Annotated in this window: 11 protein-coding genes; 8 read left to right on the forward strand and 3 right to left on the reverse strand. The window is 71.0% G+C overall.

What is annotated here, in order from left to right:
* The first annotated feature begins 35 nt into the window (after nucleotides 1–35).
* A complete protein-coding gene (locus tag CGL27_RS42920; RefSeq protein WP_119992958.1) occupies nucleotides 36–1,088 on the forward strand; it encodes a LacI family DNA-binding transcriptional regulator in 1,053 nt (350 codons plus the stop codon).
* Between the two features lie 291 nt (nucleotides 1,089–1,379).
* Here CGL27_RS42920 and CGL27_RS42925 read toward each other — a convergent pair whose 3' ends face one another.
* The gene (locus CGL27_RS42925) at nucleotides 1,380–2,687 is read right to left on the reverse strand and encodes an ROK family transcriptional regulator (protein ID WP_119992961.1); all 1,308 of its coding nucleotides are present in this window, start codon (nucleotides 2,685–2,687) and stop codon (nucleotides 1,380–1,382) included.
* 183 nt (nucleotides 2,688–2,870) lie between these two features.
* On the opposite strand from CGL27_RS42925, the gene CGL27_RS42930 reads away from it, so the two are divergent.
* From CGL27_RS42930 to CGL27_RS42965, 7 genes are all read left to right on the forward strand, one after another.
* Nucleotides 2,871–4,190 carry a sugar ABC transporter substrate-binding protein gene (locus CGL27_RS42930; RefSeq protein WP_119992963.1) on the forward strand — a complete coding sequence of 440 codons (1,320 nt, stop codon included), beginning with the start codon at nucleotides 2,871–2,873 and terminating at the stop codon, nucleotides 4,188–4,190.
* Between the two features lie 13 nt (nucleotides 4,191–4,203).
* The gene (locus CGL27_RS42935) at nucleotides 4,204–5,202 is read left to right on the forward strand and encodes a sugar ABC transporter permease (protein ID WP_119992965.1); all 999 of its coding nucleotides are present in this window, start codon (nucleotides 4,204–4,206) and stop codon (nucleotides 5,200–5,202) included.
* A 28-nt stretch (nucleotides 5,203–5,230) separates the two neighbouring features.
* Entirely contained in the window at nucleotides 5,231–6,091 is an 861-nt protein-coding gene (locus CGL27_RS42940) for a carbohydrate ABC transporter permease (RefSeq protein WP_078639008.1), read from the forward strand.
* A 29-nt stretch (nucleotides 6,092–6,120) separates the two neighbouring features.
* The gene (locus CGL27_RS42945) at nucleotides 6,121–7,485 is read left to right on the forward strand and encodes a GH1 family beta-glucosidase (RefSeq protein ID WP_205587841.1); all 1,365 of its coding nucleotides are present in this window, start codon (nucleotides 6,121–6,123) and stop codon (nucleotides 7,483–7,485) included.
* A gap of 509 nt (nucleotides 7,486–7,994) precedes the next feature.
* Nucleotides 7,995–9,899 (forward strand): discoidin domain-containing protein, encoded by a 1,905-nt coding sequence (locus CGL27_RS42955; protein WP_119992971.1) that lies wholly within the window; start codon nucleotides 7,995–7,997, stop codon nucleotides 9,897–9,899.
* A gap of 81 nt (nucleotides 9,900–9,980) precedes the next feature.
* Nucleotides 9,981–10,331: an L-rhamnose mutarotase gene (locus tag CGL27_RS42960; protein WP_119992973.1), complete on the forward strand. Its 351-nt coding sequence runs from the start codon at nucleotides 9,981–9,983 to the stop codon at nucleotides 10,329–10,331.
* 255 nt (nucleotides 10,332–10,586) lie between these two features.
* Nucleotides 10,587–12,185, forward strand: a complete 1,599-nt coding sequence (locus CGL27_RS42965; protein ID WP_240450832.1) for a S1 family peptidase — start codon at nucleotides 10,587–10,589, stop codon at nucleotides 12,183–12,185.
* A 121-nt stretch (nucleotides 12,186–12,306) separates the two neighbouring features.
* On the opposite strand, the gene CGL27_RS42970 is transcribed toward CGL27_RS42965, so the two are convergent.
* On the reverse strand, nucleotides 12,307–13,083 hold the full coding sequence (locus tag CGL27_RS42970) for a uracil-DNA glycosylase (protein WP_078639004.1): 777 nt from the start codon (nucleotides 13,081–13,083) through the stop codon (nucleotides 12,307–12,309).
* The gene (polX, locus tag CGL27_RS42975; protein ID WP_119992977.1) at nucleotides 13,080–14,825 is read right to left on the reverse strand and encodes a DNA polymerase/3'-5' exonuclease PolX; all 1,746 of its coding nucleotides are present in this window, start codon (nucleotides 14,823–14,825) and stop codon (nucleotides 13,080–13,082) included. Before polX ends, CGL27_RS42970 begins: the two co-directional genes overlap by 4 nt.
* Nucleotides 14,826–14,866 lie beyond the last annotated feature (41 nt).

Consider the following 14,866-nt stretch of genomic DNA (forward strand, 5'->3'; position numbering starts at 1 on the left):
ATGCCCTCGGGGCGCGCTGCCACTAGGGTGCGGACATGAACCGACACGCCCCGACCTTGGAGGATGTCGCCCGGGAGGCCGGTGTCTCCCGGGCGACGGTGTCCCGGGTCGTCAACGGCGTCCGCAACGTGGATCCGGCCATCCAGGACCTGGTCCGCGTCGCGATCGGGAGGACCGGCTACGTGCCCAACCGGGCGGCCAGATCGCTGGTGACCCGGCGCACGGGCACCGTGGCGCTCGTCGTCTCCGGGGCCGGGGACGGGACCGGGGACACCTCGGAGGAGGAGCAGAACGCCTTTGCCGCGCGGGTGTTCGCCGATCCGTTCTTCGGCCGGGTGGTCGGCGGAGTGGTGGGATTCCTGCGGCCGCGCTCGACGCACCCGGTGCTGATGTTCGCCGAGTCCCCCGAGGCCAGGCAGGAGGTGCTGAGGTATCTGCGGCAGGGAAACGCGGACGGGGCGCTCGTGGTGTCCACCCACCCCGACGATCCGCTGCCCGCGCTGCTGGCCGAGGCCGGACTGCCCGCCGTGCTGTTCGCCCGTCCCGTGCGGCCGGTCGCGCTGAGCCATGTCGACCTGGCGCACTGGGACGGTGGCCGCCTCGCGGCCGAGCGTCTGCTGGCCCGGGGGTGCCGGAAGGTGGCCACCGTGTCGGGGCCGTGGGCCGTGGCGGCGAGCCAGGAGCGGCTCGCCGGGTTCCGCGACACGATGGCTCGCGGCGGCCATCCGTATGTGCCGGTGGCCGAGGGGGGCTTCACGCTGGACAGGGGGGTGGCGGCGATGACCGCGCTGCTGGCCGAACATCCCGACGTGGAGGGCGTGTTCGCCGCCAACGACCTGATGGCCCAGGGGGCCTGCCAGGTGCTGCGGGAGCGTGGCCGGCGGGTGCCCGGCGATGTCGCGGTCGTCGGCTTCGACGACTCCAGCGTGGCCGCCACTTGCCGGCCGCCGCTGACCTCGGTGCGCCAGCCGGTGGAGGACATGGCGGCGGCGATGGCCCGGCTGCTCGACGAGCACGTCCGGGGCCTGCGCACCGAGCCGGCCTCGGTACTCTTCGAACCGGAGCTGGTGGTACGGGAGTCGGCGTAGCCCTCGCGCCCGTACGGTGTGTGTGGCGCCTGTGCGGGACGTGCCCGTCGCCGTGCGGGGGACGTGGGTGTGGCCCTCGCGCCCGGATGTGCCCGTAGCCTTGCGCCGGACGTGCCCGTAACCCCCGCGCTCGGACGTGCCCGTAGCCCTGCGCGGGGCGGGCGTGGAGTCCCCGCGTCCGGACGTGCGTGTGGCCCCTGCGCGGGACGCGCCCGTAACCCTGCGCGGAACGTGCGCGTAACCCCGCGTCCGAGGTTGCCCGTAGCCCTACGCCGGCCGCGCCCGTACCCCCTACGCCAGCCGTGTGCCCAGGGTGGTGCGCCACGCGGGGGACGGCTCCGGTGCGGGAGTGGGCGGCAGACGGCGCCCGCCGCGGGCGAAGAACGCGGCGAGCGGCAGGATCGCGGCGCCCACCGTGACCGCGTCCGGTCCCAGCGCGCCCAGGTCGATGCCGACCCGCCCGGAGGGGTACGGCAGCGCGTAGGACACCGCGTGGCCGCGCACCGAGTCCAGGAAACGCGCGCCGAGCTGGAGCCCGGCCCAGCCGCCGACGAGGATGCGCTCGGGCTGGAAGAGGTTGATCAGGTCGGACAGCCCGGCGCCCAGGTACTCCGCGGTCTCGGCGAGGACGGCGGCCGCCACCGGGTCCGGGGCGTCGCCGTCCGCGGGGTAGGCGGCGGCCAGCATCGCCGTCAGGGCGGTCTCCTCGTCGGTGTCGGGCGGCGGCTGCCCGCCCGCCTCCTGCCAGCGTTCCAGCAGCGCCTCCGCGCCCGCGTACGCCTCCAGACAGCCCAGTGCCCCGCAGCGGCACCGGCGGCCCCGCACCCGCACGGTGAGATGGCCCCACTCCACCGCCCGGCCGTGCTCGACCTCGTCGGTGACGACGCAGGCGCCGACGCCCGACCCGAAGAGCACGACCACCGCGTTGCGCGCACCGCGCCCGGCGCCGAACCACATCTCGGCCTGCCCCAGCGTCTTGGCGCCGTTCTCGATGAAGTACGGGACCTCGTTGGGGAGATGGCCCGATCCGCGCAGCATCCGTTCCAGCGGCACCGCCTCCCAGCCGATCGGCTGGCCGTGCACCACCGCACCGTCCTCCTCGGAGTGTTCGACGATGCCGGGGACGCCGATGCCGACGCCGAGGAGCCGCGCGGGGTCGCGCCCGGCCGCCTCCAGGACTTCGGCGATGCCGTCGCGGATGTGGCCCGCGATCAGTTCGCTGTCGTAGCGCACCCGGCGCCCGGCCCCGCGGGTGGGCAACGGCCGGTCGGCGCGCGCCCGTTCGGCCAGCGAGAGGTCGAACAGCTCAACGCGGACCCGGGTCTCGCCGACATCCACCCCGATCATGTGGCCGCTGTGCGGCGTGATCCGCAACAGGGTGCGGGGACGGCCGCCGTCGGAGTCGATGCTTCCGGCCTCCTCCACCAGCTTTTCGGTGAGCAGTTCGGCGACCACATTGCTGATGGAACCTGAACTCAGCCCGGTCGCGGGGGCCAGCGAGAAGCGGCTCATCGGCCCGTCGAAATACAACCGACGCAGGACGGCGGCGCGGTTCTCCCGCCGCAGGTCACGAACGTTACGTCCGTTGTGCGCTGCCACCTGGCCTCCTCAAGTCCCGGCTCCGCGCCGCAAGATACCTCCGCCGGATCTCTTGACGCGACCTTCTCTTGAGGTTTAACTCACGTCCTAAATTAAGCCGTGAGCGGCTTCGGGAGTTGAACGCGGTTGGCGTGCCCGGGCCCTTCTTGGCATTCACCCCTCCCGGAAGGGACACCTGGAGCCATGCGCAGGATCCGAGCCGCGGCCATAGGCGCCGTCACCTTGTCACTCGCCCTTGCCGCCTCGGCGTGCGGAGGTGGTTCCTCGACGGACGGCGGCGGTTCCAACGACTCGCCGAAGACGCTCACGTACTGGGCCTCCAACCAGGGCGCCAGCATCACGGTGGACAAGAAGGTCCTGAAGCCCGAACTCGACAAGTTCGAGAAGCAGACCGGGATCAGAATGAAGCTGGAGGTCATTCCCTGGTCCGAGCTGCTGAACCGGATCCTCACCGCGACCACCTCCGGCCAGGGCCCCGACGTCCTGAACATCGGCAACACCTGGAGCGCCTCGCTGCAGGCGTCCGGGGCGCTGCTGCCGTGGGACACCAAGAACTTCGGCAGCATCGGCGACAAGGACCGCTTCGTGGCCTCCGCCCTCGGCTCGACCGGTGCGCGGGGCGAGGACCCGGCCGCGGTGCCGCTGTACTCGATGGCGTACGCGCTCTACTACAACAAGAAGATGTTCGCCGACGCGGGCATCTCCAAGCCGCCCGCCACCTGGGACGAACTGGTCGCCGACGGCAAGAAGCTCTCCAAGGACGGCAAGTGGGGCCTCGGCGCCGAGGGCGCGAACCTCTCGGAGAACATCCACCAGGTCTTCGTCTTCGCCAAGCAGCACGGCGCGGACTTCTTCACCGCCGACGGCAAGCCCGACTTCACCTCCGACGGCGCGGTCACCGCCATCAAGCAGTACGTCGACCTGATGGCCAAGGACAAGATCATCGCCCCGGGCAACGCCGAGTACGCGCAGAACCAGTCCCTCAGCGACTTCGCCAAGGGGAAGACGGCGATGGTCCTGTGGCAGACCGCCTCCGCCACCCTCACCTCGCTGGGCATGAAGGACGACGAGTGGGGTGTGGCGCCGGCGCCCGTCCGCTCCGGCACCCCCGGCTCCGGCACCTCCGTCAACTCGATGGTCGCCGGCATCAACCTGGCCGTCTTCAAGAACACCGACAACCAGGACGGCGCCCTTAAGTTCGTGAAGTTCATGACCAGCGACGCCGAGCAGAAGATCCTCAACAAGGCGTACGGTTCCATTCCGCCGGTCAAGGCCGCCCAGTCCGACCCCGCCTTCAACACCAAGGCGACGGCCGCCCTGCGGGACACCCTCGCCAAGAGCGCCGCGGCGCTGCCGCAGGTGGCCGACGAGTCGCAGTTCGAAACTGGCGTCGGCACGGCCGTCAAGGAGCTGCTCGCCGAAGCCGCCGGCGGACGCCCGGTGACCACCGAGTCGGTGAAGGCCAAGCTGGAGAAGGCCCAGCAGCAGATGCCGGCGAAGTGAGTGCGGACACCTGATGACCACCACGACCGCGACCGCTGAGAAAGACCGGCGGACGGTGTCGGGGAGCACCCCCGGGGCGGCGCGAGGCCCGCGCCGCCCCGGGCGGATCCGCCGCATCGGACTGCCGTACCTGCTGCTCCTGCCCGCCCTCGTCCTCGAGCTCCTGGTCCATCTGGTGCCGATGGTGATCGGCATCCTGATGAGCTTCAAGGCGCTCACCCGGTTCTCCATCCGGGACTGGGGCGCCGCGCCCTGGTCCGGATTGGACAACTACAAGATCTCGGTGGACATCAACGCCCCGGCCGGGGAGGCGCTGCTCCACTCGTTCTGGGTCACCTGCGGCTTCACCGTGCTGTCGGTCGGGCTGTGCTGGCTGCTGGGCACCGCCGCCGCCATCTTCCTGCAGGACACCTTCCGCGGACGGGGGCTGCTGCGCACCCTGTTCCTGGTCCCGTACGCGCTGCCCGTCTACACGGCCGTCATCACCTGGGCGTTCATGTTCCAGCATGACAACGGGCTGGTGAACCACGTCCTCCACGACCAGCTGGGCCTCACCGACAAGCCCTCGTTCTGGCTGATCGGCGACAACAGCTTCATCGCGCTGCTGACCGTGTCGGTGTGGAAGGGCTGGCCGTTCGCGTTCCTCGTCGTCATGGCCGGTCTGCAGAACATCCCCAAGGAGCTCTACGAGGCGGCCGCCCTCGACGGCGCCGGGATGTGGCAGCAGATCCGCCGCATCACCCTGCCCTCGCTGCGCCCGGTCAACCAGGTGCTGGTGCTGGTGCTGTTCCTGTGGACGTTCAACGACTTCAACACCCCGTACGTGCTGTTCGGCAAGGCGGCGCCGGAGGCCGCGGACCTCATCTCCATCCACGTCTACCAGACGACATTCGCCACCTGGAACTTCGGCACCGGCTCCGCCATGTCCGTGCTGCTGCTGCTCTTCCTGCTCGTGGTGACGGGCCTGTACCTCCTGCTGACCTCCCGACGAAGGAAGACGGCCGATGTCTAGCACCGCTCCGGCGCCGCCCCGCTCACCGATGGCCGCTCCCCGCTCACCGATGGCTGCCCCCCGGTCCTTCCTCTGGGCCCGCCGGATCTTCCTCACCCTGCTCACCGGCTTCGTCCTGCTGCCGGTGTACGTCATGGTCTCCAGCTCCCTTAAGCCACTGCAGGACGTCTCCGGGACGTTCCGCTGGCTGCCGAGCGGACTGACCATCCGCCCCTACATCGACATCTGGTCGACGGTCCCGCTCGCCGACTACTTCGTGAACTCGGTCATCGTGGCGGGCGCCGCGACCGTCTGCTCGGTGGTGATCGCCGTCTTCGCCGCGTACGCGGTCAGCCGGTACCGCTTCCGGGGCAAGCGGGTGTTCACGGTCACCGTGCTGTCCACCCAGATGTTCCCCGGGATCCTCTTCCTGCTGCCGCTGTTCCTCATCTACGTCAACATCGGCAACGCCACCGGCATCGCCCTCTTCGGCTCCCGCGGCGGCCTCATCCTCACCTATCTCACCTTCTCGCTGCCGTTCTCGATCTGGATGCTCATCGGGTACTTCGACTCGGTGCCGCGCGATCTGGACGAGGCGGCGCTGGTGGACGGCTGCGGACCGCTCGGCGCGCTGTTCCGGGTCGTCGTCCCGGCCGCGATCCCCGGCATCGTCGCCGTCGCCGTATACGCGTTCATGACCGCCTGGGGCGAGGTGCTCTTCGCGTCCGTGATGACCAACGACACCACCCGCACCCTCGCCGTCGGCCTCCAGGGGTACGCCACCCAGACCGAGGTGTACTGGAACCAGGTCATGGCCGCCTCGCTCGTCGTCAGTGTCCCCGTGGTCGCGGGTTTCCTGCTCCTCCAGCGCTACCTCGTCGCCGGACTCACCGCCGGAGCCGTGAAGTGACCGGCCTTCCCACCTCTGAAAGGACGTACGTGTCCGAACTCCTGGACCTCACAGCCTTCCCGCACGACTTCCTGTGGGGCACGGCCACCTCGGCCTACCAGATCGAGGGAGCCGTTGCCGAGGACGGACGGTCGCCCTCGATCTGGGACACCTTCTCGCACACCCCCGGCAGAGTCGCGGGCGACGACCACGGCGACGTGGCCTGTGACCACTACCACCGCTGGCGCGCGGACATCGGGCTGATGAAGCGGCTGGGCACCAACGCCTACCGGCTCTCCATCGCGTGGCCACGGGTGATGCCGGGCGGCGACGGGCCGGTCAACGCCAAGGGCCTGGCCTTCTACGACGAGCTGATCGACGGTCTGCTGGAGGCGGGTATCACCCCGTCCGTCACCCTGTACCACTGGGACCTGCCGCAGGTGCTCCAGGACCGGGGCGGCTGGCCCGTGCGCGACACCGCGGAACACTTCGCCGCGTACGCCTCGGTGGTGGCCGACCGCCTCGGCGACCGGGTGCACCACTGGACCACCCTCAACGAGCCGCTGTGCTCGGCCTGGATCGGCCACCTCGAGGGCGTGATGGCGCCCGGGCTCACGGATCTGACCGCGGCGGTCCGCGCCTCGTACCATCTGCTGCTCGGCCACGGCCTGGCCGCCCAGGCGATCCGGGCCGCCGCACCGGGCGCCGAGATCGGCATCGTCAACAACCTCAACACCGTCGAGGCCGCGAGCGACCGGCCGCAGGACCTGGCAGCCGCCCGGCGCATGGACGGCCACACCAACCGCTGGTGGCTGGACCCGGTCCACGGCCGCGGCTTCCCCGCGGACATGCGCGAGGTGTACGGCGTCGAGCTGCCGGAGCGCCCCGGCGACCTGGAGACCATCGCCGCACCCCTGGACTGGCTGGGCCTGAACTACTACTTCCCGGCCACCGTCACCGACGACCCCACCGGCCCGGCCCCCCACGCCCACGCCGTCCGCCGCCCGGACGTACCCCGCACGGGCATGGACTGGGAGATCGACGCCACCGGCATCGAAACCCTCCTGCTGCGCCTGACCGGCGAATACGGCGCCCGCAAGCTGTACGTCACCGAGAACGGCTGCGCCTACCCCGACGTCGTACGCCCGGACGGGACCATCGACGACCCCGAGCGCCAGGACTACCTCGTCCAGCACCTCGCGGCCTGCGCCTCGGCGGCCCGCAAGGGCGCCCCGCTGGCCGGCTACTTCGCATGGTCGCTGCTCGACAACTTCGAGTGGGCCTACGGATACGACAAGCGCTTCGGCCTCGTCCACGTCGACTACCGCACGCAGACCCGCACCATCAAGGGCTCCGGCCACCGCTACGCGGAGATCATCCGCGACCACCGGGGCCGAGCCCGCCGCGCGGCGTAGGAGGTGTCCGACGGCTCTTGACGCCTGCGGCGGGCCGCTCCCTTCCCGCGGCATCGATGTGCGGCTCCGCCGCGCGGTGGGGCTTCGCCCCAGACCTCGGGGTCCGGGGGCGGAGCCCCGGTAAGGGGAAGGGCCGGGCAGGCTGTTCGCCTCCCCGCCCCGCCCTGCGGCATCGATATGCGGCTCCGCCGCGTGGCAGGGCTCCGCCCCGGATCTCCGGCCCCGGCCCGCGTCCCGAGGACGACCAAGTGGTCGACCTCGGGGTCCAGGGGCGGAGCCCCTGGTATCGGGAAGGGGCGGGGAGGGGAAAGACCCGCCGGACACCCCCAGGGCCCGTCGCCACCCGACGCACACCGCACAGACGGCACCACACGCACCACGGCACGCAGGCACATCGGCACATCGGCACATCGGTATTACGGCACACGGCACATCGGCACACGGCACGAAGGCACCACCGCACTTCGGCACCACACGTGTACCCCCACGACCTCCTCGAGGAGAGTCGCATGCCATCCCGTACCCAACGCCAACGCCACCGCACACTGCTGAGCGCCCTCGCCACCCTCGCCACCGTGGCGCTGCTGTCCACGGGCCCGGCCCTCGCCACGCCCGCGTCCCACTCCGCCAAGGCCGCCGCCGAGGCGACGTGGGACACCGACCGCGCGGCGGCCTCGTACGCCGCCAATCACGACGCCGTCACCGCCTCCGGCAGCGAGAACGACGGCACCGCGCCGGGCCTGGCCTTCGACGGCAACGGGTCGACCCGCTGGGCCAGCCCGTTCAGCGACGACGCGTGGATACGTGTCGACCTCGGCGCCACCATCCGGATCGACCGGGTCGTCCTGGACTGGGAGGCCGCCTACGGCAAGAAGTACGTCCTGGAGGTGTCGAAGAACGGCACCGACTGGACCCCCTTCTACACCGAGAACGCCGGCACCGGAGGATCCCTCACCGCCCACACCTATCCGCAGGACGTCACCGGCCGCTACGTACGGATGCGTGGCATCGAGCGTGGCACGCCCTACGGCTATTCGCTGTACTCGTTCAAGGTCTACGGCGGAGAGCCCGCCCCGGCGTCCACGACCCGCACCAACCTCGCCCTGAACCACCCCGCCTACTCCAACTACTACCAGCACGCGGGCAACTCACCCGCCTTCCTCACCGACGGCGGCTGGCCCGCCAACCTCAAGGACGACCAGACCCGCTGGTCCAGCGACTGGAACGCCGACCGCTGGGTCTCGGTGGACCTCGGCGCCACCTCCACGATCGACACCGTCGACCTCTACTGGGAGGCGGCCTACGCCGTCGACTACCAGCTGCAAGTGTCCGACGACAACCGCACCTGGCGCACGGTGTACCAGCCCTCCGCCGCCGAGGTGGCCGCCCGTCGCGCGGACGTCAAGTCGCCCGCCGACGCGGTGGGCCGCCGTGACACCGTGAAGTTGTCGCAGCCCGCCACCGGCCGCTATGTGCGGATGCTCGGCAAGGAGCGCCGCTCCTTCTACAACCCGGCCCCGGCCACGGCCCAGTTCGGCTACTCCCTCTACGAGTTCCAGGTCTGGGGCACCGGCGGGAGCGCCTCCGCCGCCTACCCCGCCCTCCCGGGTGAACAGTCCGGTGCGTACCGGACGACGTTCCTCGATGACTTCACCGGTGGCACCCTCGACCGCTCCAAGTGGCGTGTGGTGCGGACCGGCCAGGAGATGGGGTCGGTCAACGGCGAGTCGCAGGCGTATGTCGACTCCTCCGACACCATCCGCACCGAGAACGGCAGTCTCGTCATCAGGGCGAAGTACTGCAAGGGCTGCACTCAGGCGGGCGGCGGCACCTACGACTTCACCTCCGGGCGCATCGACACTCACACCAAAATGGACTTCACCTACGGGCGGGTCAGCGCCCGGATGAAGCTGCCGGTCGGCGATGGGTTCTGGCCCGCGTTCTGGCTGCTGGGCAGCGATGTGGATGATCCGTCGGTGTCCTGGCCGTCCTCCGGCGAGACCGACATCATGGAGAACATCGGCTACGCGGACTGGACCAGCACCGCCCTGCACGGCCCCGGCTATTCGGCGGACGGCAACATCGGCGCCCGCCAGATCTACGAGGGCGGCGGCCGCGCCGACCAGTGGCACACCTACGCGGTGGAGTGGACACCCACCGTGATGCGCTTCTACGTCGACGCCCGGGTGGTCCAGGAGACGACGCGCAACAAGCTCGAATCCACCCGTGGCCAATGGGTCTTCGGCCACAACCAGTACGTCATCCTCAACCTCGCCCTGGGCGGGGCGTATCCGGCGGGGTGGAACAAGGTCACCACCCCCTACTGGGGCCTGCCGCAATCCAGCGTCGACCGGATCGCGGCGGGCGGAGTGCAGGCGGAGGTGGACTGGGTGCGCGTCGAACAGAAGGGCTGAGCGCTGCATTATGGGACGTTGACGGGCGGCCACCGTGGCCGCCCGGCAACGGAAGCGGCAGCGGAAGAAGGAGGAGCGTCCATGCGGGTGGCGTTGCACTCGGTTCTCAAGGAGGGCCAGGAGTCCGGTTATGAGCAGGCGCACGCCACGGTCCCGGAGGACCTGCTGGAGGCACTGCGACGGGCCGGGATCACCAATTGGCGGATCTGGCGCAGCGGCCGCCACCTCTTCCACCTCGTGGACTGCGAGGACTTCGCGGCCGCGATGGCGGCGCTGGACAAGGATCCGGCCAACCAGCGCTGGCAGGAGTTCATCGGCGCCTATGTCGACCACTTCGAGGACACCGGCGGTTCCCCCGCCGAGCCGGAGCGGATGACGCTCGGCGAGGTATGGGAGCTGAGCGCCCAGGCCGAGGCCGCCGAGCGCGGATAAGGGGGTGTCCCCGGCTGCGGGGAGGGGAACAGCCCGCCGCAGGCGTCGAGACGACCGGCCGAACCGGCGGAGCCTACCCATCCGGATCGTTCGGCGCAGCTATTCATCAGACCTTGAGTACGGGTGAGAACGGGGCGAACGCGTCCGCGTACGACGTGGTGGCCCCGCGCGGGGGCGTGGCGGAACGCGACAAGCGCTCCGTACGCGCCTGCCGCGCATCCCCGACTGGAGGTCAGTGAGTTGAGCCACCGACGTGTGAACAAGCGGACCCTCGCCATTTCCGGAGCCGCCGTCGCCGCGCTCGGAGCAGCGGCCATTCTGCTGCCCAACGCGAATGCGAACCCGGACGAGACGTCGGGCGCCAAGACCTTCTCGTCCCCGGTCGCGGTGAAGCTCGCGAGGAGCCTCGCCGCGGACCTCGGTGACAACGGCGCGGGCTGGTACTACGACAACGCCAACCGCCAGCTGGTCATGAACGTGGTGGACGAGGACTCCGCCGAGGGCGTCCGGGCCAAGGGCGCCGTGGCGAAGATCGTGACCAACAGCATGGAAGACCTGAAGGCCGCCACCAAGACGCTGAGCAGCGACGCGTCGGTGCCCGGCACCGCCTGGTCCATCGACCCGGTCACCAACAAGGTCCAGGTGACCGCCGACCGGACGGTGACCGGCGCCAAGTGGGCCACGCTGACCAAGGCCACGGACCAGATGGAGGGCACGGTCAGCGTCAAGCGCAGCCAGGGCGAGTTCAAGAAGTTCGACGGCGAGGAGGCGGCCCAGCCCGGCGACAACGGCGGCGCGGGCGCGGGGGACGCCGCGGGCGACGCGGGGGCCGGGGATGCCGCGGGCGACGCGGGGGCCGGGGATGCCGCGGGTGACGCGGGTGCGGCGGGCGGTGCGGGCGACGCGGGCGCGGGCGGTGCCGGTGATGCCGGTGCCGGAGGCGCCGCCGGCGGGGAGCAGGGCGCGGGTGGCGCCGGTGACGCCGGTGGTGCGGGTGACGCCGGTGGCGGCGGTGACGCCGCGGCCGGAGGGCTCGACGGCGGCGATGCCATCTTCGGCGGTGGCGCCCGCTGTTCGCTGGGCTTCAACGTCAGCGTCGACGGCGCGCCGGGTTTCCTGACCGCCGGCCACTGTGGCAACGCATCCCAGACCTGGACCTCGGACGAGGCCGGCGCCCAGCAGGTGGGCACCGTGCAGGACTCCCAGTTCCCCGCGAGCGACTTCGCGCTGGTGATGTACGACGACGCCACCACCCAGGCGTCCAGCACGGTCGACCTCCAGGACGGCAGCACCCAGGAGATCGGGCGTGCCGTCGAGGCGAGCGTGGGCCTGAAGGTGCAGCGCTCCGGCTCCACGACCGGGGTCACCGACGGTACGGTCACCGGCCTCAACGCCACGGTGAACTACGGCAACGGCGACATCGTCAACGGCCTCATCCAGACCGATGTGTGCGCCGAGCCCGGCGACAGCGGCGGTGCGATGTTCGCCGAGGACGCGGCGGTCGGGCTGACGTCCGGCGGCAGCGGCGACTGCACCCAGGGCGGCGAGACGTTCTTCCAGCCGGTGACCGGCGCGCTGGAAGCCACCGGCGCGGTCATCGGCGCAGGCGACGGCGGCGCCGGTGGCGGCGACGCGGCGGGCGGCGCTGGCGACGCGGCCGGTGGTGCTGGCGACGCGGCGGGCGGCGCTGGCGACGCGGCTGGTGGTGCCGGTGATGCGGCCGGTGGCGCCGGTGACGCCGCCGGTGCGGGCAACGCCGGAGCGGGTGACGCGGGTGACGCGGGCAATGCGGGTGCCGGTGCCGCCGCCGGGGCCGGTGACACCGGCAGCGATGCGGGCCAGGGTCTCAACTGATCCGGCCCACCCCATGATCGGAGGCCCCGGGCGCCCTCCTGCCCCAGTGCCCGGGGCCTCCCCTTCCCTCCGCCCGCTGATGGCCCCTGATGGAATCCCGCCCGACGGAATCCCGCGGTGGTCAGGACGGATCCGGGCCGGAGACCGGAAGCCCGGCCGCCGCCGCCGCGGCGCCGAGCACCTCGCGCAGCATGGCCGGGGTGAGCCGTCCGGTGAAGGTGTTCTGCTGGCTCACGTGGTAGCAGCCGAAGAGCGTGAGCGGCGCCCCGCCGTCGGCCGCCCGCAGTGTGCTCCGCGCGCCGTGCCCGAACACGGGCCGCGGCCGGGGCACGGACCATCCGGCCGCCTCCAGCGCGGGCAGCACGGCCTGCCAGCCGAACGCGCCGAGCACCACGGCGGACCGTACGGTCGGCCGCAGCAGCCGCAGCTCCCGGGCCAGCCACGGGCGGCAGGTGTCCCGCTCCCCGGGGGTGGGGCGGTTGGCGGGCGGGGCGCAGTGCACCGGTGAGGTGATCCTGACCCCGCGCAGCTCCAGCCCGTCGCCGCGATGGGTGGCGGTGCGCCGGTTGGCCAGCCCCAGGTCGTACAGCGCCGAGTACAGGAAGTCGCCGGCGCGGTCGCCGGTGAACATCCGGCCGGTGCGATTTCCACCGTGGGCGGCCGGTGCGAGGCCCACGATCGCCACCGAGGCGTCCGGTGGCCCGAAGCCGGGCACCGGCCGCCCCCAGTAGTCCCAGTCGGCGTAGGCCCGGCGCTTGATGCGCGCGGTCTCCTCGCGCCACTCGACCAGCCGTGGGCAGGCACGGCAGTCGATGAGCCGTTCGTCCAGCTCGGCGAGGGTTTCGGCGCCGGGGGCCCGATGGGCGGGGTAGGAGGGCGCGGGTTCGGAAGTGGTCATGTGGAAGGCTGCTGCCCCTTGTCCTTGCGCAGAAAACGCCGCAATCGGCTCAGCGGCCAGGTGTTGATGATGTCGTCCGGGGTGAGCCAGCCCCGCTGCGCCACGCCCACCCCGTATCGCATGTTGTCCAGATCCCGGGTCGAGTGGGCGTCGCTGTCCAGGGCGAACACCACCCCGTACGACTTCGCCCGCAGGATGTTGTCGTCCGACAGATCGAGCCGGTCCGGATGTGCGTTGATCTCCAGCGCGGTGCCGGTGCGGGCGCAGGCGGCGAACACCTCGTCCAAGTCGGCGTCGATACCGGGCCGTTTGCCGATCAGCCGGGTCGTCGGATGGCCGATGACATGGACGTACGGATTCTCGCAGGCCCTCACCAGCCGCCGGGTCATGGCCTTGCGGTCCAGGCCGAACTGGGTGTGCACCGAGGCCACGCACACGTCGAAGCCCTCGAGGAACTCCGGCGGCCAGTCCACGTCTCCCTCGGTGTCGATGTTCAGCTCCACACCGTGCAGCAGCCGGGTGTGCCCGCGTCCGCGCCCCCGGTCGAGCTCGCGCACCCGCTCCCGCTGGGCCAGCATCTTCTCCTCGGTCATCTGCTGCATGTACAGCTTGGGCGCGTGATCGGTGATGGCGTAGTACGCGTATCCGCGCCGCTCCGCCTTGGTGATCATGTCCTCCAGCGGTTCCAGCCCATCGGTGAGGTTGGTGTGGGTGTGCAGATCGCCCCGTAGGTCGGACTCCGTGACCAGCTTGGGGAGTTGGCCTTCGAGGGCGGCCTTGACCTCGCCCCGGTCCTCGCGCAGCGTCGGCGGGATCCAATCCATGCCGAGCCGGGCGTAGACGTCCTCCTCGCTGCGTGAGGCGATGGTCTTGCCACTCTTGGTCTCGAAGAGGCCGTACTCGGAGAGTTTGAGGCCATGGCGCACCGCGATCGCGCGGACGCGGATGTTGTGCGCCTTCGAGCCGGTGAAGTAGAGCAGCCCCGCGCCCCATGAGTCCAGGGGCAGGACCCGCAGATCCACCTGCAGCCCCTTCGTGGTGCGGATCGATGTCTTCTTCTGGCCGTGTGCGATCACCTCGGAGGTGAGCGGAAGCCCGGTGAACGCCTCCATGAACGGGCCGGATTCCTCCGCCGCGACCAGGATGTCCACATCGCCCACGGTCTCCTTCATCCGGCGCAGCGATCCGGCGTAGGCACACCGCCGGCAGCCGCGCACCTTGGACAGGGCGGAGACGATGTCATCGGCCACGTCCATGGCCTCGTCGAGCGGGATGCGGTCGCCCGCGGCGCGCATCAGCGCGATGCCGTGGAGGATGTTCTCCTCCGACTTCGGCCCGAAGCCCTTGAGGTCGCGCAGCCGGTGCTCCTCGATCGCCTGGGCCAGCTGGTCGACCGAGGAGATCTGCAACTCCTCGTAGAGGATCATGGCCTTCTTCGGCCCGAGCGCCGGGATGGCGGTCAGCTCCCGCACCCCGGCCGGGATCGCGGCGCGCGCCTCCTCGACGGCGGGCATGGTCCCGGTGCGCAGATACTCGACCACCTTGTCGGCGATCGACCGGCCCACATTGGGGATGTCCCGCAGCGCCTTCGCGTCGAACTGCGAGATGTCGGCCGCATGGCCACCGATCGCCCGGGCGGCCTTCTCGTACGCACGCGCCCGGTACGCGTCCCCGCCCGTGATCAGGAGGAGATCGGCGTACTCGCGCAGGAGGGCTTCGACCTCCTCATTGGAGCGAGCCATGCCAGCGATTCTAGCCGTCTCTGGCGAACCCGGTGAGGTCG

Origin of the sequence: Streptomyces sp. 11-1-2, assembly GCF_003595545.1 — a bacterium.
Taxonomy (GTDB): domain Bacteria; phylum Actinomycetota; class Actinomycetes; order Streptomycetales; family Streptomycetaceae; genus Streptomyces; species Streptomyces hygroscopicus_B.

Bases quoted from the DNA above. Each gene is read 5' to 3' on its own strand.
- CGL27_RS42920 (WP_119992958.1), top strand. From the start codon at position 36: ATGAACCGACACGCCCCGACCTTGGAGGATGTCGCCCGGGAGGCCGGT.
- CGL27_RS42930 (WP_119992963.1), top strand. From the start codon at position 2,871: ATGCGCAGGATCCGAGCCGCGGCCATAGGCGCCGTCACCTTGTCACTC.
- CGL27_RS42935 (WP_119992965.1), top strand. From the start codon at position 4,204: ATGACCACCACGACCGCGACCGCTGAGAAAGACCGGCGGACGGTGTCG.
- CGL27_RS42940 (WP_078639008.1), top strand. From the start codon at position 5,231: ATGGCCGCTCCCCGCTCACCGATGGCTGCCCCCCGGTCCTTCCTCTGG.
- CGL27_RS42955 (WP_119992971.1), top strand. From the start codon at position 7,995: ATGCCATCCCGTACCCAACGCCAACGCCACCGCACACTGCTGAGCGCC.
- CGL27_RS42960 (WP_119992973.1), top strand. From the start codon at position 9,981: ATGCGGGTGGCGTTGCACTCGGTTCTCAAGGAGGGCCAGGAGTCCGGT.
- CGL27_RS42970 (WP_078639004.1), bottom strand. From the start codon at position 13,083: ATGACCACTTCCGAACCCGCGCCCTCCTACCCCGCCCATCGGGCCCCC.
- polX (WP_119992977.1), bottom strand. From the start codon at position 14,825: ATGGCTCGCTCCAATGAGGAGGTCGAAGCCCTCCTGCGCGAGTACGCC.